The sequence below is a fragment of the uncultured Algoriphagus sp. genome (assembly GCF_963974365.1).
In the GTDB taxonomy this organism is placed as follows: Bacteria; Bacteroidota; Bacteroidia; order Cytophagales; family Cyclobacteriaceae; genus Algoriphagus.
In genome coordinates this window covers 195,613-211,005 of sequence record NZ_CAXBBX010000011.1, presented here as the reverse complement: position 1 = coordinate 211,005, position 15,393 = coordinate 195,613, and the positions used below count along the sequence as shown (strand labels likewise).

The following is a 15,393-nucleotide window of genomic DNA, read 5'->3' as shown; positions in this document are numbered from 1 at the left end:
CATGACTAACCTTCCCCTTTCCAACCACAAGCGGTTGGTTTCCTTAGATGTTTTCCGAGGGATAACCATGTTTTTATTAGTAGCTGAAGCTGCTTCTGTTTATCACACTTTACTGCACGCAAATCCTGAAGGCAGCTTTCTTCACAATTTCTTCGAGCAGTTTACTCATCATCCTTGGCATGGCCTGCGTTTTTGGGATTTAATCCAGCCATTTTTCATGTTTATAGTGGGAGTCGCCATGCCTTTTTCTCTAAACAAAAGAATGTCAGTAGCCAGGGACCGAAGTAAGGTGACTGGCCACATACTGAAGCGATGTCTTTTACTCTTTCTCTTCGGGACTTGTTTGCATTGCGTCTATGCGGGAGAGTTGGTATTTGAGCTTTGGAATGTTTTGACTCAGTTATCATTCACCATTCTGGTGACTTATTTCCTTTTAGATAGGTCATGGAAAGTACAATTGGGAGTTTCAATGGGACTGCTTGCCTTGACAGAAATCATGTATAGACTCTATAATCCCGAGGTACCTTATGAGCACGGATCCAACTTTGGGAATTACATGGATCAGATTCTGATGGGCCAGATAAATAAGGGAGGATGGGTAGCAATAAACTGCATCCCTACAGCTGCCCATACGATCTGGGGAGCAATTTGCGGGAATTTACTTCTTTCCAAAAGATCAGAAAAAGATAAAATAAGAACCCTAGTGGTAGTGGGAATACTCGGATTAGGATTAGGATATGGATTAGATCTAGCAGGAATTACTCCGATTGTAAAGCGGATTAGCACCACAGCATTTGCATTTGCTTCAGGTGGATATGCAATGTTGGCTTTAGCTTTCTGCTATTGGTTGGTGGATGTCAAAAAGGTAAATTCCTGGGTTTTCCCTTTTGTGATAGTTGGGATGAATTCCATATTCATTTATCTCTTTGCTGAGATTCTGGGCCATAGATGGCTTTATAGCTTTATAGAAATTTTCAGTAGTGGGGCTTTAGAACCGATTGGAGTTGGTGACTCTCTTATCGCCATTATTACCGCCTTCCTCACATTAGGGGCAATGTGGCACCTATGCTATTTCCTGTTTAAGAAGAATATTTTCTTTAAAATTTAGAATATATCGAAAAAAAAATGTGATCCAGTCTCTTGGATCACATCATTAACTTTAAAGAATTTTCTACTAAACTTTTAGAGTTCCTTCAATGGAATCATCCATTGTTTTGCCTGAAATAGCACTGATCAAAACCTTGATTCCAGCGACTGCATTTCCATGCTTATTGTCCCAGTAATATCCACTGTCAGGGATAAATTGGATCACTGAAATTCTAGGATCATCTTTTCCTTCAGTAAACCATGCTTTGACTGTTGGATCCCAAAGCTCTTCAATTTTTGCTTTATCATCAGTAATTCTCGCGTGACCGTTAAGCTCCAAGAAATCCGAGTAGGATGAGCCCTGAAAGTAAAGTGTCACATCGGTATCAGCTGCGATCTCCATATTTTTCATACTGTCCTTTGCGCTGAGAAACCAGATATTTCCAGCATCATCCGTTTTTTGCACAGACATAGGACGGGATTTATGGGAATTGTTAAGGCTGGTAGAAGTCACGAAAAAGCAAGACCCTGATTTATCTATCAGATCTCTAATTTTCTCCACAGCTTCTGATCCCATCAAATCTTCTCTATTTTTCTCTTCTTGGTTTTCGTTAATTGAGTTCATGGTATAGTTGGTTTAATATTTCAATTTGTAATCATTCGTTTTTACAATTGAATTAATGCAAACCCTCTGCCCAAGAGAACTCCGCTCTTCTAAACGATTCAAAATCCTTCCTAATAACCAACGGAGACGTATATGAAGGGTGATTCTTCATTTAAACAAGAAAATTACTCAGCTATTTTATAGCGATTATACCTCAATAGGGGAAAATGATTCCTAAGAAGTAATTAACCAAAAAGATCCGAACTCAAATATCTATCGCCGCGGTCACAGGTAATGCAAACAATAACACCTTCTTTCAACGATTTGGAAAGTTCAATAGCAGCATGCAATGCTCCACCACTACTCATACCTGCAAGGATCCCCTCTTCTCTAGCCATTCTACGGGTCATTTCAGTAGCCTGTTGCTCGCTTACATCTATTACCTGATCTACTCTATTTGGGTCAAAGATCTTAGGCAAAAATTCCGGAGACCATCTTCTTATCCCAGGGATACTGGATCCGTCTGTAGGTTGCGTACCTACAATCTGAATATCAGCATTTCTTTCTTTCAAGTATTTTGACACTCCCATGATCGTACCCGTAGTACCCATGGCTGACACGAAATGTGTGATTTCACCATCAGTATCTTCCCATATTTCAGGCCCGGTAGTCTTGTAATGAGCGAGGTAATTATCAGGATTCCCAAACTGATCCAGCATGAAGTAGCCCTCTTTGCTCATCTGCTCTGCAAGAGTTCTAGAATATTCAATAGTCTTTGCCGCAGGGGTCAAAATCACCTCAGCTCCGTAAGCTTCCATAGAGATTACCCTCTCTTTAGTGGAGTTATCAGGCATGATCAACGTCATCTCCAATCCAAGAACTTTGGCAACCATGGCCAAGGCAATGCCTGTATTCCCGCTGGTTGCCTCTACCAGCTTATAACCGGATTTGATTTCACCACGATCCATGGCACTTCGCAACATATTATAGGCAGCGCGATCTTTTACGCTTCCTCCTGGATTCTGACCTTCCAGTTTACAAAAAATCTTGACTTTTGGATTCACTGGAATATGTTCCAGTTGTATCAAAGGAGTGTTTCCTATCAGTTCAAATAGCCTCATCTTGATCGTTTTTGAAAATATACATATCCGTCACAGCAGATTCCGCATGATACATTTGTGTTTGATAATAGACTTTACTTCCTCTAGCCACGCTTTTGGTAAGCCATACATTGCCTCCTATCACACTTCCTCTTCCTATAACTGTATTACCGCCTAAAATCGTTGCGCCTGAATAGATCACCACATCATCTTCTATGGTTGGATGTCTTTTACTGTCGGCATCTGCTTTGTCCACACTTAAAGCTCCAAGAGTAACTCCCTGGTAGATCTTCACATTATTCCCGATTTCAGTAGTTTCCCCTATCACAACGCCAGTTCCGTGATCTATGCAGAAATACTGACCGATAGTTGCTCCTGGGTGAATATCAATCCCTGTACGGCTATGCGCAAATTCTGTAATCATTCTTGGAATCAATTTAACTCCCAATCCATTGAGCGAATGTGCAATTCTATAGGCTGCGATTGCATAAAAACCTGGGTAACTTCTAAGGATCTCAGTCCTTGATTTGGCTGCGGGATCACCTGCAAACATGGCATCTACATCCTGATGAATCCAGTCGAAAACCTGCTCAAGATTCAGAAAGAAAGCATGGGCTATTTTAGAACCAATTCCGTTATGTAAATGAGGATTGCGATCAAGTATCGAGGAAAGGTCGCTCTTCAATTGAAACAATGCAGCTTCTATTTGTGATTCCTCACTAATTTTATCAACCGTAAATTCTGGGAAAAGCAAACCTAGTGTATCTTCGAAAAACTGTTGAATTACCTTCGGAGAAGGACATTCTGAGCAATCCCGATGAGATTTGTATAGTTTTGAAACAAAAGAATCCATGAAAAGTGAGTTAGAAGTATCTACAGCACAAAACCCACACGGATCACGTATGGTTCACCATAGGGCGAACGAAGATTGTCATGTAATACATTATATAAGAAGGTGAAATTAACTCCACCTCTGGAACCAAAAGGCGCAAAATAACCACCTCCTAAAAAAAGTGCATTCGACCAAATTCGCTCAAACTCATCAGATAACAAATTGTAATTGTCAAAATTGATCGATTCATATTCTGCATGAGCAAAAATATTCGGAAAGATATTATACCTACTAAAAAGCCTTCCACCATAGGAAGAGGTCTCCCCACCGATATAGCGCTTATCATTAAAGTACTGGTAAGTGATCCCAACCCCTGAGGAGAATTTTGGAGTGATCATCACACCAACAAGAGGGGAAAAATCAATTAAAGTAACAGTACCAAATTGCATCCCAAAGTTCCCCCCATAATATAATCTCTCTTTGAAAGGAATGGAATCGCCTTCGTATATTTCTCGCTGAGCAAATGCGGACGTTTGAAACAGGACAAACCCTAGAAAAAATAAGAATAGGTATTTACTTTTTAACAATGACATAGAGATCTTCAGTATTTTTCTTCATTAAGTACTTCTCACGGGCAAACTTCTCCAAAAGTTCAGGATTACTCATCAATTCCTCTCGTTCAGCTTTGATTTTCTCTTTACGCTCTAGATAGAACTCTTTTTGATCTTCAAGTTGGCCCAGCTTACTACTCAACTTTACCTGGTTAACAACATTGTTTGAGTCAATAAAAATCATCCATGCAATAAAAAAAACAAGTCCCAGAAAATAGAAGCTTTTGGTGTACTTAAGGTATTTGCTCATATGAAATGATTGTTATACGGTTTCAAGTTACAAAAATGGTGCAAAAAAAAGACAGCCTACCTAGGTAAGCTGTCTTAAAAGAATACTTTTTATAAAGCACTGAATTAGAACTTGCCGTTGAAAACAGCTGAATCTCCTAATTGCTCTTCAATTCTAAGTAATTGATTGTATTTAGCCATACGATCAGATCTAGATGCTGAACCTGTTTTGATCTGTCCACAATTCAATGCAACTGCAAGATCAGCGATAGTTGAATCTTCAGTTTCACCTGATCTATGAGACATTACCGCTGTGAAACCTGCTTTGTGAGCAAGGTTAACTGCATTGATGGTCTCAGTCAATGTACCAATTTGGTTTACTTTGATCAAGATTGAATTTGCAGATTTCTCTTCAATTCCTCTCTGAAGGAATTTCACGTTAGTAACGAAAAGATCATCTCCAACTAGTTGTACCTTATTGCCAATTTTGGCAGTCAACATAGCCCATCCTTCCCAATCTTCTTCAGCACAACCATCTTCGATAGAATCGATAGGGTATTTTTCAGTAAGCTCAGCTAGGTAAGCAACTTGTTCTTCTCTACTTCTTGCTACGCCAGTAGAACCTTCAAATTTTGTATAGTCATATTTGCCATCCACAAAAAACTCAGATGCTGCACAATCCAATGCGATTGTAATATCATCACCAGCTTTGTATCCAGCCTTAGCGATAGCATCCAAAATACTTCCAAGAGCTTCTTCAGTTCCTCCAGAGAAGTTAGGAGCAAACCCGCCTTCATCACCTACAGCAGTGCTTAAGCCTTTGTCATGAAGAATTTTCTTCAAATTGTGGAAGATCTCAGTTCCCATTCTCATTGCTTCTGAGAAAGTAGGAGCACCCACAGGGCGGATCATAAATTCCTGGAACGCGATAGGCGCATCAGAGTGAGAACCACCGTTGATGATGTTCATCATCGGTACAGGAAGTGTATTTGCATTCACACCACCGATGTATCTGTAAAGTGGTTGATTAGACTCCATAGCTGCAGCTTTAGCGACTGCCAAAGAAACACCCAGAATAGCGTTAGCTCCTAAATTACCTTTGTTAGGTGTGCCATCAAGATCAATCATGATCTGGTCAATCGAATTTTGCTCAAATACGTCAAAACCTACAAGTTCAGAAGCTATGATGTCGTTCACATTGGCAACTGCTTTCATTACGCCTTTGCCCATATACGCACCCTTCTCACCATCGCGAAGCTCAACAGCTTCGTTGATACCAGTAGATGCGCCACTTGGAACAGCAGCTCGGCCAAAGGCTCCATTTTCTGTATATACATCTACTTCAATAGTAGGATTTCCTCTAGAATCGAGGATTTGTCTTGCATGAATTGATTGAATCAACGTCATAGTTTTAAAAGGTTTAAGGGTACTAGTTTTTATTAATTAAAGAAATAAAATCGTCAAACAAATAACGGGAATCATGCGGTCCTGGGGATGATTCCGGGTGATATTGAACGGAAAAAGCAGGTTTGTTTTTTAGACGGATTCCAGCAACAGTATTATCATTCAAGTGTACATGCGTAATTTCTACATCAGAATTTTGCTCGGTATCCTCACGGGTAATATTAAATCCGTGATTCTGGGAAGTGATTTCGCTTTTTCCAGTCAAAAGATTTTTGATAGGATGATTCAATCCTCTATGTCCATGGTGCATTTTATAAGTAGAGATGCCACATGCTTCAGCCAAAAGTTGGTGACCTAAACATATTCCGAAAACAGGCTTTCCCGTTTCTAAAATATCTTTAGTAGTATCTACCGCATATTCCATTACTGCTGGGTCTCCAGGACCATTTGACAAGAAATATGCATTAGGCGCCCATTCTTCCATTTCTGAAAGAGTTGTTTTGGCAGGAAAAACCTTACAATATGCACCACGATCAGCCAAGCTTCTCAAAATATTCTTTTTTATCCCGAAATCCATACAGGCCACTTTTATTGAAGAATTTTCATCTCCAAAGAAATAAGGTTCCTGAGTGGATACCGTGGAAGAAAGCTCAAGGCCATCCATATCTGGAACCCTTTCAAGTTCAGCTTGCAACCCTTCCAAATTATCTTCATATTCAGAGCTGATAATTGCATTCATTGCACCTTTAGAGCGAAGATGTCTAACCAATTGCCTAGTATCAATATCGGCAATCCCTGTGATGCTATTCTTTACAAGGTAATCCTGTAAAGAACCAGAAGCGTCTAGACGAGAGTATACATCCGAAAATGTATTGACTACTATTCCACCTATAGTAGGATGGTCAGATTCTACTTCTTCATCTATCACACCATAGTTTCCAATATGTGAAGTAGTTGTTACAATGATTTGACCAGTGTAGGAAGGATCTGTATAGATCTCCTGATAGCCTGTCATTCCGGTGTTGAAGCAAATCTCGCCACCATTCGTTCCTGGATTACCGATTAAAGAACCGTGAAAGACCGTTCCGTCGGCCAAGAGTAAAGTTGCTTTTTGTTTGATCATTTTGCTAAGTAATTGCCCAAAGTTAAATATTTATTGGGAAGGAAGTTAAATGAAAAGGGTATAAAAAAAGGATTGAACAAATGTCCAATCCTTCCAATATCGTGAATCCACTGACCAACTTATTTGTTATCAGTTTCTTCTTCAGCGGAATCAGCAGAAGCTTCAGGTGCCTTAGGCTCCTCAGTGTCCTTTGCAGGTGCTTCTTCTACTGCAGGTGCAGTAGTTGCTTTAGTTTCCTCAGCGGCAGCAGATTTACCAGAACCTCTACGAGATCTTCTAGTAGTTTTCTTAGCAGGCTGAGCATCTTTCAACATCAATTCGTTGAAGTCTACCAATTCGATGATACACATTTCTGCATTATCACCCAATCTGAAACCAGTTTTAATAATTCTGGTGTATCCACCTGGACGAGTAGCTACTTTAGAGATTACTTCACCGAATAGTTCGATGATAGCTTCCTTATTTTTCAAATAAGCGAAAGCCATACGTCTATTGTGCGTAGTATCTTCTTTAGCTCTTGTTACCAGTGGCTCCAAGTACTTCTTCAATTCTTTTGCCTTGGCAAGCGTGGTTGAGATACGCTTGTGAAGAATCAGCGAAGTTGCCATATTAGAAAGCATTGCTTTTCTATGAGCGGCCTTCCTTCCAAGGTGGTTAAATTTCTTACCGTGTCTCATTATTATTTATTCTTCATCAAGTTTATACTTAGAAATATCCATCCCGAAGGTCAGGCTTTTTTCTTGGATAAGTTGCTCAAGCTCAGCTAGGGATTTTTTACCGAAGTTTCTGAATTTCATCATATCAGAAATTTCAAGCTTGGCAAGATCGCCCAAAGTCTTCACGTCAGCAGCTTTAAGACAGTTGAATGCTCGAACAGAAAGGTCAAGGTCACCCAAAGAAGTCTTAAGAAGCTTTCTCATGTGCAAGAATTCTTCGTCAATTGGCTCCGGCTCCGCAATTCCTGTTGAATCTAGAACCATAGTCTGGTCAGAGAACAACATAAAGTGCTGGATAAGGATTTTGGCAGATTCCTGAAGGGCTTTCTCCGGGTGGATAGAACCGTCAGTAGAAACTTCCATAATCAATTTTTCGAAGTCAGTCTTCTGCTCTACCCGCGTATTTTCCACACTGTATTTCACATTCTTAATAGGAGTGAAAACAGCATCGATCGCAATAGTACCGAAGATTTGCTCTTTTGGTTTGGATTCTTCAGCTGGTAGATAGCCTCTTCCTTTTTCCATCGTTAACTCAATCTCAAAGTTTTTAGTCTCGTCGATGTGACAGATTATCAACTCTGGGTTTAAGATTTCGAAAGAAGAAGTGAACTTAGCAATGTCCCCTGCAGTGAACACAGACTGATTTTTAATCTCAACAGTGATTTTTCCGTCAAATGCTTCGTGCACCTTCTTGAATCTCACTTGTTTCAGGTTCAAAATAATATCTGTAACGTCTTCAACTACACCTTCGATGGTCGAAAACTCATGCACTACACCAGGAATCTTGATGGCAGTGATGGCATAACCTTCCAAGGAAGAAAGCAAAATTCTTCTCAGGGCGTTACCGATTGTAACTCCATAGCCTTTTTCGAGTGGTTTGAAAGTGAATAGGCCATGAAAATCATCGGCTTTTTCCATTACCACTTTCTCGGGCATTTGAAATGCTAGTATGGACATATATCTCGTTCTTTTTTAAAAGCTGAAAATATTAAAATATTACTTAGAGTAAAGTTCGACAATGAGTTGCTCCTTGATATTCTCTGGAATATCATCTCTGCCTGGAACACTGACGAATTTGCCGGTCAATGATGTGCCATCCCACTCTAACCAGGAATATTTATTAGCACCTCTACCTGCTAAGCTACTTGTGATTGCTTCTAGAGACTTAGATCTTTCTCTTACAGAAACTACATCACCTGGCTTAAGTGTAAACGAAGGAATGTTAACTACCTCACCGTTTACAAGCACATGCTTGTGAGAAACTAGTTGTCTAGCACCTCTTCTGGTAGGAGAAATTCCCATTCTATATACCGTGTTGTCCAATCTAGCTTCAAGAAGCTGAAGAAGGTTCTCTCCGGTGATTCCAGTTTTTCTGGAAGCAATATCAAACATCTTAGCGAATTGTCTTTCCAATACTCCGTAGATGTATTTTGCTTTTTGCTTCTCAGCAAGCTGGATTGCATATTCAGACTGCTTTTTTCTTCTACCTCTTCCGTGCATGCCGGGAGGGTAGTTTTTCTTTGCAAGTGCTTTGCTATGTCCTTCTATAGCTTCGCCGAATTTTCTGGCAATTTTTGCTTTAGGACCTGTATATCTAGCCATTGTATTACAATTTTATGATTAAACTCTTCTACGCTTAGGAGGACGACAACCGTTGTGCGGCATTGGAGTCACATCGATGATCGTAGTCACATCCAATCCTACATTTTGCAATGTTCTGATCGCTGATTCACGACCAGATCCTGGACCTTTTACAAATACTTCGATTTTTCTCAAACCTAAGTCATATGCTACTTGTCCACAGTTTTGCGCCGCCATTTGAGCTGCGTAAGGAGTATTTTTCTTTGAACCTCTGAAACCCATTTTACCGGCAGAAGCCCAAGATATTACTTGACCTGCATTGTTGGTAAGAGAGATAATGATGTTGTTGAAGGATGCTCTGATGTGAGCCTGCCCTACAGCTTCAACCTTTACTACTCTTTTTTTACCCTTTGCTTTATCGTTTCTTTTCTGAGCCATAATCTAATCAGGTTTTATTTAGTCGCTTTTTTCTTGTTAGCAACTGTTTTTCTCTTACCCTTCCTTGTTCTGGCGTTGTTCTTGGTATGCTGACCACGAACTGGAAGTCCTTTTCTGTGTCTCAAACCTCTATAGCAACCAATATCTTGTAGTCGCTTGATGTTCAATTGGATCTCTGACTTTAATACACCTTCGGTTCTGAACTCTTCAGCAATAATATTACGGATAGCAGTTGACTCATCGTCATCCCACTCACCTGCTTTTTTATCGAAAGAGATACCGGCCTTGGTCAGGATAGCTTTGGCTGCAGATCTACCTATTCCGAAGATATAGGTAAGACCGATTACGCCACGCTTATTGTCTGGTATATCTACACCTGCAATTCTAGCCATAATTTAACCTTGTCTTTGTTTAAACTTAGGATTCTTCTTATTGATGACATACAAAACCCCTTTTCTACGGATTAGCTTGCAGTCAGCACTTCTTTTTTTGATGGATGTTTTTACTTTCATCTCAGTCTTATTTATATCGATATACAATTCTGCCTTTACTCAAATCATAGGGAGACAGTTCCAACTTTACTCGATCACCAGGAAGAATCTTGATATAATTCATCCTCATCTTACCAGATATGTGAGCGATCAGTTGATGCCCATTCTCTAGTTCCACTTTGAACATCGCATTAGACAATGCCTCTTTAATCGTACCGTCTTGCTCTATTGATGTTTGCTTGGCCATATTAGAATTTAAAATTCTCTTCTATGTATTTATGAGAGGTTAACACCTCTGTTCTATCTTCAAATATCGCTACTGTGTGCTCATAATGTGCTGAAGGTTTCCTATCCGCAGTACGAATAGTCCATCCATCCCGCTCTTGGACAATATTCCGTGTTCCAAGATTTATCATGGGCTCAATTGCGATCACCATTCCATCTTTAAGTAAAGGACCGCTTCCCTTTTTTCCATAATTAGGAACTTCAGGTGCTTCATGTAGACTTCTACCCAATCCATGTCCAACAAGCTCTCTGACTACGGTGTAGCCTTTTGCTTCTACAAACTTCTGAATTGCATTGCCTACATCGCCAATTCTTTTCCCAAAGACAGCTTGCTCAATTCCAATGTAAAGTGAATCTTTAGTGGCTTTTAATAATGCTTTTACAGCAGGAGAGACCTCACCAATAGGGTATGTATAAGCGGAATCGCTATGAAAACCTTGGTGAAAGACTCCACAATCTACTGAGATTATATCGCCATCTTTCAATTCATATTCACTGGGAAAACCATGTACAACTACTTCATTCACAGAAATACATAGTGAAGCAGGAAATCCATTGTAGCCCTTAAATGAAGGAACTCCATTGTGATCCCTGATAAACTCCTCAGCAATTTTGTCTAGAAAAGAGGTCTTTACCCCTTCCTTAACATACTTCGCTACTTCCCCATGGGCTTTTGCTAATATGTCGGCACTTTCTTTTATTAACTTAACTTCTTCCGAAGTCTTGTAATTGATCATCTTAGGCAACTTGGTAATTAGAAGGATTATTCTTCACATTACCGCTTTTCATCATGCCTTCGTAGTGTCTCATCAACAAGTAACTTTCAATCTGTCTCAAGGTATCCATGATCACCCCTACCATAATTAATAGAGAGGTACCACCATAGAACTGAGCAAACTCTCCACCCACTCCGGAAATAATTGCGAGAGCAGGAAGAATAGCTACTGCAGCTAATAGAATAGATCCCGGAAGTGTAATTTTGGAAATAATTCCATCAATAAATTCCGATGTAGGAGCTCCCGGCTTAATACCTGGAACAAAGCCTCCATTTCTCTTCATATCTTCAGCGATCTGCTCAGGGTTAACTGTAATAGCAGTGTAGAAGAAAGTGAAAAGAATGATCATTGCTGCGAAAAGCAGATTGTATTGCCAAGAAGTGAAATCACTGAACGTAGCTCCAATATAGTTGGCGATGTCATTTTCTGAAGCCCAAATCTGAGCGATCAAAGCTGGAACAAACATCAACGACTGTGCAAAGATGATTGGCATGACTCCAGACGCATTTACCTTGATAGGTATATACTGTCTTTGTCCACCATATACTTTACCACCTACTACTTGCTTAGCGTACTGTACAGGAATTCTTCTAGTCGCTTCGGTCAAGGCAATCACCCCAACTACCACGAAGAACAATACGGCGGCTTCAATAAGAAGAAGCAACATACCTGAAGTACCTTTCTCTAGACCTTCAGCTATGATCGCTCCAGGGAATCTAGATATGATACCAATCATAATAAGCATTGAGATACCGTTACCTATACCTTTTTCAGTGATTTTCTCTCCGAGCCACATGCAGAACATGGTACCGGCAGAAAGTAAAACCAAAGAGCTAAACATAAATAAAGTAGAGCTAACCATCACCGCACCTGTAGGCATTATAGTAGCGGAAACATATCCGATACCTTGCGCAATAGTGATTAGGATAGTCAAAACTCGAGTGATCTGGTTGATTCTTTTTCTACCAGATTCACCCTCTTTTTGCATTTTTTGAAAATATGGTACTCCGACAGTCAATAACTGCAACACAATGGATGCAGATATATATGGCATGATGCCTAGACCGAAGATAGATGCGTTACTGAACGCTCCACCAAGGAAGGTATCGATCAATCCAAAGATCCCTTCTGGGGCTTCACCTAAACGAGAAGGATCAACACCAGGAAGAACTATGAACGACCCTAATCTGAATATGATCAGAAAACCGATCGTATTCATGATTCTAACTCTAAGGTCTTCGATAGAGAAAATGTTCTTAACTGTCGAAATAAACTTTTTCATTAACTTAAATTGTGTTTACCGTTCCACCCAACTTCTCAATAGCTGCTGTTGCAGTTGCTGAGAATTTATGAGCAGTTACGTCTAATTTGGATTTCAATTCACCTCCACCGAGGATTTTGATTTTGTCATTCTTAGAAGCAATACCATGAGAAACCAAAGCTTCCATGTTTACAACTTCAAGATTGTATTGCTCAGCAATGCTTTGCAATGTATCCAAATTTACTGGTTTGAACTCAACTCTATTCAAGCTTTTGAATCCAAATTTAGGAACTCTTCTTTGAAGTGGCATTTGACCACCTTCAAAACCTAATTTAGACTTGTAGCCTGATCTAGATTTCGCTCCTTTATGACCTCTTGTAGAAGTTCCACCTCTACCTGAACCTGTACCTCTACCAATTCTCTTACGATTTTTGGTAGATCCTTCAGCTGGTGTTAATGTATGCAGTTTCATAATTAAGCTTCCTCCACTTTTACAAGGTGATTAACTTTATTTACCATACCGGCAATCTGAGGCGTATTCTCTACGGTCACTGATTTGCTGATACGACCAAGACCCAAAGCAGTGATAGTTGCTTTTTGATCTTTTGGTCTATCAATGGTACTTTTGGTTTGCGTGATTTTGATCTTAGCCATTTCGATTATCCGTTAAAAACTTTAGACATTTTAATGCTTCTCTGTTGTGAAACAGCGATTGCATCTCTTAGCTGAGTCAAAGCTTCAATTGTAGCTTTTACCACGTTATGAGGGTTAGATGATCCTTTAGATTTTGCCAATACGTCAGTAACGCCAGCACTCTCTAACACTGCACGCATTGCACCACCTGCGATAACGCCTGTACCTGCTGCTGCTGGTTTGATCAAAACAAATCCTCCACCGTATTTTCCAATTTGCTCGTGAGGGATAGTGCCTTTCAAAATTGGCACTTTCACCAAATTCTTCTTTGCGTCTTCGATACCCTTAGTGATTGCATCTGTTACTTCGTTGGCTTTACCCAATCCATAACCTACAACACCTTGGCCATCACCCACTACAACAATTGCTGAAAAAGAGAATCTTCTACCACCTTTTACCACTTTGGCAACTCTGTTGATAGCTACTACTTTTTCCTTTAGATCTGTATCTGTAGCCCTGATAGGCTTTCTTCTTAATTGAGACATAGCTTATTAAAATTTAAGGCCTCCTTCTCTGGCACCATCTGCCAAAGCTTTCACATTCCCATGATACAAGTAGCCATTTCTGTCAAATACTACGGAGTCAACTCCGTTTGCAACAGCTCTTTCAGCAAGTTTTTTACCTACTTCTTTGGAAACTGATACATTAGCGTTAGCCTTTGCTCCCAATTCTTTGGAAGAAGCCTGCGCCACAGTCTGACCTTTAAGGTCATCGATAAGCTGAGCGTAAATGCCAGTATTGCTTTTGAAAACTGACAAACGAGGTCTGGAATCAGTACCAGAAATCTTTCTTCTGATACCCTGCTTGATTCTAAGTCTTCTGGAATTCTTATTAAATGCCATAACCTATTATTTTTTAGCGGCAGTTTTACCAGCCTTACGTCTAACTTGTTCACCAACGAAGCGCACACCTTTTCCTTTGTAAGGTTCAACCTTACGAAGTGATCTGATTTTTGCAGCAACTTGTCCAATCAATTCTTTATCTATCGATTCTAAGGTAATGATTGGATTCTTACCTTTTGCAGTCTCAGCTTTAATAGCAACCTCTTCAGGAAGCATCATAAAGATGTTGTGAGAGTAACCAAGATTCAATTCAAGAATCTGACCTTGATTAGACGCCTTATAACCTACACCTACAAGCTCCAAATCCTTCTTGTACCCTTCAGAAACACCAATCACCATATTGTTGATTAGTGATCTGTAAAGACCATGAATAGACTTGTGTCTTTTGGAATCAGTAGGTCTAGTGACAACGATCTCGTTGTCCTCTACTTTCACTGTAATATCGGGATTCACATCCTGAGTCAGTGTACCCTTTGGACCTTTAACAGTCACAGTTCCATGAGCTGTGACGTCTACAGTAACACCGCCGGGTATATTTATTGGTTTTTTACCTATTCTAGACATGATAGTAAATTAGTATACGTAGCAAAGAACTTCTCCACCTACACCTTCAGTGCGGGCTTCTTTGTCTGTCATCACACCTTTAGAGGTAGAGACGATTGCTATGCCGAGCCCGTTGATTACTCTAGGAAGCTCCGTATGTTTCACATATTTTCTCAAACCTGGCGTACTAACTCTCTTCAAGCTTACAATAGCATTTTGCTTAGTGACAGGATTGAATTTCAGAGCAATTTTGATAGATCCCTGAGGACCATTTTCTTCAAACTTGTAATTCTGAATGTATCCTTTGTCGTGCAATACTTTTGTAATCTCTTTCTTGATGTTAGAAGCAGGGATTTCTACGATTCGGTGAGATGCCTTGATGGCATTTCTCAACCTAGTCAGATAATCAGCTATTGGATCAGTCATTGTATTTTATAGTCTAGCTACACCCGTTTTGGGCGTGCAAAGTTACGAATTGATTTTTATAATAAAAACTACTGTCGTTATTTTACCAGCTGGACTTTGTCACTCCAGGGATCTTGCCTGCTGAGGCCATTTCTCTGAAGGTTACCCTGTTGATACCGAACTTTCTCATGTAGCCCTTAGGACGACCAGTTAGTTTACATCTGTTGTGAAGTCTAACTGGAGACGCGTTCTTAGGCAATTTATCAAGTGCTTCATAATCGCCAGCAGCTTTAAGTGCGGCTCTTTTATCAGCATACTTGGCTACCAGACGCTCTCTTTTTCTCTCACGAGCTTTGATTGACTCTTTTGCCATG

General features: G+C 40.0%; 24 protein-coding genes. 1 reads left to right on the top strand and 23 read right to left on the bottom strand.

Annotated features, from left to right (window positions below):
* Position 1 precedes the first annotated feature (1 nt).
* Positions 2-1,108, top strand: a complete 1,107-nt coding sequence (locus AACZ87_RS16185; RefSeq protein ID WP_339868724.1) for a DUF5009 domain-containing protein — start codon at positions 2-4, stop codon at positions 1,106-1,108.
* A gap of 66 nt (positions 1,109-1,174) precedes the next feature.
* On the opposite strand, the gene AACZ87_RS16180 is transcribed toward AACZ87_RS16185, so the two are convergent.
* The 23 genes from AACZ87_RS16180 to rpsN all read right to left on the bottom strand — a co-directional run bounded on the left by AACZ87_RS16180 (position 1,175) and on the right by rpsN (position 15,392).
* Positions 1,175-1,711: a pyridoxamine 5'-phosphate oxidase family protein gene (locus AACZ87_RS16180; RefSeq protein WP_339868722.1), complete on the bottom strand. Its 537-nt coding sequence runs from the start codon at positions 1,709-1,711 to the stop codon at positions 1,175-1,177.
* A gap of 224 nt (positions 1,712-1,935) precedes the next feature.
* Positions 1,936-2,811, bottom strand: a complete 876-nt coding sequence (gene cysM, locus AACZ87_RS16175) for a cysteine synthase CysM (protein WP_339868721.1) — start codon at positions 2,809-2,811, stop codon at positions 1,936-1,938.
* Complete coding sequence (locus AACZ87_RS16170) at positions 2,798-3,643, bottom strand: serine acetyltransferase (RefSeq protein WP_339868719.1); 846 nt, start codon at positions 3,641-3,643, stop codon at positions 2,798-2,800. Before AACZ87_RS16170 ends, cysM begins: the two co-directional genes overlap by 14 nt.
* A 20-nt stretch (positions 3,644-3,663) precedes the next feature.
* Complete coding sequence (locus AACZ87_RS16165) at positions 3,664-4,215, bottom strand: hypothetical protein (RefSeq protein WP_339868717.1); 552 nt, start codon at positions 4,213-4,215, stop codon at positions 3,664-3,666.
* The gene (locus AACZ87_RS16160; RefSeq protein ID WP_339868715.1) at positions 4,196-4,483 is read right to left on the bottom strand and encodes a septum formation initiator family protein; all 288 of its coding nucleotides are present in this window, start codon (positions 4,481-4,483) and stop codon (positions 4,196-4,198) included. Before AACZ87_RS16160 ends, AACZ87_RS16165 begins: the two co-directional genes overlap by 20 nt.
* 104 nt (positions 4,484-4,587) lie before the next feature.
* Positions 4,588-5,868: a phosphopyruvate hydratase gene (gene eno, locus AACZ87_RS16155; protein ID WP_339868713.1), complete on the bottom strand. Its 1,281-nt coding sequence runs from the start codon at positions 5,866-5,868 to the stop codon at positions 4,588-4,590.
* 22 nt (positions 5,869-5,890) lie between these two features.
* A complete protein-coding gene (gene carA / locus AACZ87_RS16150; RefSeq protein WP_339868711.1) occupies positions 5,891-6,988 on the bottom strand; it encodes a glutamine-hydrolyzing carbamoyl-phosphate synthase small subunit in 1,098 nt (365 codons plus the stop codon).
* A gap of 119 nt (positions 6,989-7,107) precedes the next feature.
* The gene (rplQ, locus tag AACZ87_RS16145; RefSeq protein WP_339868709.1) at positions 7,108-7,665 is read right to left on the bottom strand and encodes a 50S ribosomal protein L17; all 558 of its coding nucleotides are present in this window, start codon (positions 7,663-7,665) and stop codon (positions 7,108-7,110) included.
* Between the two features lie 6 nt (positions 7,666-7,671).
* Positions 7,672-8,661, bottom strand: a complete 990-nt coding sequence (locus tag AACZ87_RS16140; RefSeq protein ID WP_339868707.1) for a DNA-directed RNA polymerase subunit alpha — start codon at positions 8,659-8,661, stop codon at positions 7,672-7,674.
* Between the two features lie 39 nt (positions 8,662-8,700).
* Positions 8,701-9,306 (bottom strand): 30S ribosomal protein S4, encoded by a 606-nt coding sequence (gene rpsD / locus AACZ87_RS16135; protein ID WP_111611463.1) that lies wholly within the window; start codon positions 9,304-9,306, stop codon positions 8,701-8,703.
* Positions 9,307-9,324: 18 nt separating this feature from the next.
* Positions 9,325-9,723, bottom strand: a complete 399-nt coding sequence (rpsK, locus tag AACZ87_RS16130) for a 30S ribosomal protein S11 (RefSeq protein ID WP_057939435.1) — start codon at positions 9,721-9,723, stop codon at positions 9,325-9,327.
* Positions 9,724-9,737: 14 nt separating this feature from the next.
* Positions 9,738-10,115 (bottom strand): 30S ribosomal protein S13, encoded by a 378-nt coding sequence (gene rpsM / locus AACZ87_RS16125; protein WP_091692107.1) that lies wholly within the window; start codon positions 10,113-10,115, stop codon positions 9,738-9,740.
* Positions 10,116-10,118: 3 nt separating this feature from the next.
* Positions 10,119-10,235, bottom strand: a complete 117-nt coding sequence (gene rpmJ, locus AACZ87_RS16120) for a 50S ribosomal protein L36 (protein WP_082632371.1) — start codon at positions 10,233-10,235, stop codon at positions 10,119-10,121.
* 7 nt (positions 10,236-10,242) lie between these two features.
* Positions 10,243-10,461, bottom strand: a complete 219-nt coding sequence (infA, locus tag AACZ87_RS16115; RefSeq protein WP_057939437.1) for a translation initiation factor IF-1 — start codon at positions 10,459-10,461, stop codon at positions 10,243-10,245.
* A 1-nt stretch (position 10,462) separates the two neighbouring features.
* Positions 10,463-11,236, bottom strand: coding sequence for a type I methionyl aminopeptidase (gene map, locus AACZ87_RS16110; RefSeq protein WP_339868701.1), 774 nt, complete (start codon positions 11,234-11,236; stop codon positions 10,463-10,465).
* A gap of 1 nt (position 11,237) precedes the next feature.
* Positions 11,238-12,557, bottom strand: a complete 1,320-nt coding sequence (gene secY, locus AACZ87_RS16105; protein WP_283414143.1) for a preprotein translocase subunit SecY — start codon at positions 12,555-12,557, stop codon at positions 11,238-11,240.
* Positions 12,558-12,561: 4 nt separating this feature from the next.
* On the bottom strand, positions 12,562-13,008 hold the full coding sequence (gene rplO / locus AACZ87_RS16100; RefSeq protein WP_339868699.1) for a 50S ribosomal protein L15: 447 nt from the start codon (positions 13,006-13,008) through the stop codon (positions 12,562-12,564).
* Between the two features lie 2 nt (positions 13,009-13,010).
* Positions 13,011-13,190, bottom strand: coding sequence for a 50S ribosomal protein L30 (rpmD, locus tag AACZ87_RS16095; RefSeq protein WP_057939441.1), 180 nt, complete (start codon positions 13,188-13,190; stop codon positions 13,011-13,013).
* Positions 13,191-13,195: 5 nt separating this feature from the next.
* Positions 13,196-13,714 carry a 30S ribosomal protein S5 gene (gene rpsE / locus AACZ87_RS16090; RefSeq protein ID WP_111611459.1) on the bottom strand — a complete coding sequence of 173 codons (519 nt, stop codon included), beginning with the start codon at positions 13,712-13,714 and terminating at the stop codon, positions 13,196-13,198.
* Positions 13,715-13,720: 6 nt separating this feature from the next.
* Complete coding sequence (rplR, locus tag AACZ87_RS16085) at positions 13,721-14,071, bottom strand: 50S ribosomal protein L18 (protein WP_111611458.1); 351 nt, start codon at positions 14,069-14,071, stop codon at positions 13,721-13,723.
* Positions 14,072-14,077: 6 nt separating this feature from the next.
* On the bottom strand, positions 14,078-14,635 hold the full coding sequence (gene rplF, locus AACZ87_RS16080) for a 50S ribosomal protein L6 (protein WP_339868696.1): 558 nt from the start codon (positions 14,633-14,635) through the stop codon (positions 14,078-14,080).
* Between the two features lie 9 nt (positions 14,636-14,644).
* Positions 14,645-15,040, bottom strand: coding sequence for a 30S ribosomal protein S8 (rpsH, locus tag AACZ87_RS16075; RefSeq protein ID WP_057939445.1), 396 nt, complete (start codon positions 15,038-15,040; stop codon positions 14,645-14,647).
* An 82-nt stretch (positions 15,041-15,122) separates the two neighbouring features.
* Entirely contained in the window at positions 15,123-15,392 is a 270-nt protein-coding gene (gene rpsN, locus AACZ87_RS16070) for a 30S ribosomal protein S14 (RefSeq protein ID WP_086539683.1), read from the bottom strand.
* Between the last annotated feature and the right edge of the window lies 1 nt (position 15,393).

What these genes read in the sequence shown, in the direction of transcription:
- AACZ87_RS16185 (WP_339868724.1), top strand. Translation starts at nt 2, where the DNA reads ATGACTAACCTTCCCCTTTCCAACCACAAGCGGTTGGTTTCCTTAGAT.
- AACZ87_RS16180 (WP_339868722.1), bottom strand. Translation starts at nt 1,711, where the DNA reads ATGAACTCAATTAACGAAAACCAAGAAGAGAAAAATAGAGAAGATTTG.
- cysM (WP_339868721.1), bottom strand. Translation starts at nt 2,811, where the DNA reads ATGAGGCTATTTGAACTGATAGGAAACACTCCTTTGATACAACTGGAA.
- AACZ87_RS16170 (WP_339868719.1), bottom strand. Translation starts at nt 3,643, where the DNA reads ATGGATTCTTTTGTTTCAAAACTATACAAATCTCATCGGGATTGCTCA.
- AACZ87_RS16165 (WP_339868717.1), bottom strand. Translation starts at nt 4,215, where the DNA reads ATGTCATTGTTAAAAAGTAAATACCTATTCTTATTTTTTCTAGGGTTT.
- AACZ87_RS16160 (WP_339868715.1), bottom strand. Translation starts at nt 4,483, where the DNA reads ATGAGCAAATACCTTAAGTACACCAAAAGCTTCTATTTTCTGGGACTT.
- eno (WP_339868713.1), bottom strand. Translation starts at nt 5,868, where the DNA reads ATGACGTTGATTCAATCAATTCATGCAAGACAAATCCTCGATTCTAGA.
- carA (WP_339868711.1), bottom strand. Translation starts at nt 6,988, where the DNA reads ATGATCAAACAAAAAGCAACTTTACTCTTGGCCGACGGAACGGTCTTT.
- rplQ (WP_339868709.1), bottom strand. Translation starts at nt 7,665, where the DNA reads ATGAGACACGGTAAGAAATTTAACCACCTTGGAAGGAAGGCCGCTCAT.
- AACZ87_RS16140 (WP_339868707.1), bottom strand. Translation starts at nt 8,661, where the DNA reads ATGTCCATACTAGCATTTCAAATGCCCGAGAAAGTGGTAATGGAAAAA.
- rpsD (WP_111611463.1), bottom strand. Translation starts at nt 9,306, where the DNA reads ATGGCTAGATATACAGGTCCTAAAGCAAAAATTGCCAGAAAATTCGGC.
- rpsK (WP_057939435.1), bottom strand. Translation starts at nt 9,723, where the DNA reads ATGGCTCAGAAAAGAAACGATAAAGCAAAGGGTAAAAAAAGAGTAGTA.
- rpsM (WP_091692107.1), bottom strand. Translation starts at nt 10,115, where the DNA reads ATGGCTAGAATTGCAGGTGTAGATATACCAGACAATAAGCGTGGCGTA.
- rpmJ (WP_082632371.1), bottom strand. Translation starts at nt 10,235, where the DNA reads ATGAAAGTAAAAACATCCATCAAAAAAAGAAGTGCTGACTGCAAGCTA.
- infA (WP_057939437.1), bottom strand. Translation starts at nt 10,461, where the DNA reads ATGGCCAAGCAAACATCAATAGAGCAAGACGGTACGATTAAAGAGGCA.
- map (WP_339868701.1), bottom strand. Translation starts at nt 11,236, where the DNA reads ATGATCAATTACAAGACTTCGGAAGAAGTTAAGTTAATAAAAGAAAGT.
- secY (WP_283414143.1), bottom strand. Translation starts at nt 12,557, where the DNA reads ATGAAAAAGTTTATTTCGACAGTTAAGAACATTTTCTCTATCGAAGAC.
- rplO (WP_339868699.1), bottom strand. Translation starts at nt 13,008, where the DNA reads ATGAAACTGCATACATTAACACCAGCTGAAGGATCTACCAAAAATCGT.
- rpmD (WP_057939441.1), bottom strand. Translation starts at nt 13,190, where the DNA reads ATGGCTAAGATCAAAATCACGCAAACCAAAAGTACCATTGATAGACCA.
- rpsE (WP_111611459.1), bottom strand. Translation starts at nt 13,714, where the DNA reads ATGTCTCAATTAAGAAGAAAGCCTATCAGGGCTACAGATACAGATCTA.
- rplR (WP_111611458.1), bottom strand. Translation starts at nt 14,071, where the DNA reads ATGGCATTTAATAAGAATTCCAGAAGACTTAGAATCAAGCAGGGTATC.
- rplF (WP_339868696.1), bottom strand. Translation starts at nt 14,635, where the DNA reads ATGTCTAGAATAGGTAAAAAACCAATAAATATACCCGGCGGTGTTACT.
- rpsH (WP_057939445.1), bottom strand. Translation starts at nt 15,040, where the DNA reads ATGACTGATCCAATAGCTGATTATCTGACTAGGTTGAGAAATGCCATC.
- rpsN (WP_086539683.1), bottom strand. Translation starts at nt 15,392, where the DNA reads ATGGCAAAAGAGTCAATCAAAGCTCGTGAGAGAAAAAGAGAGCGTCTG.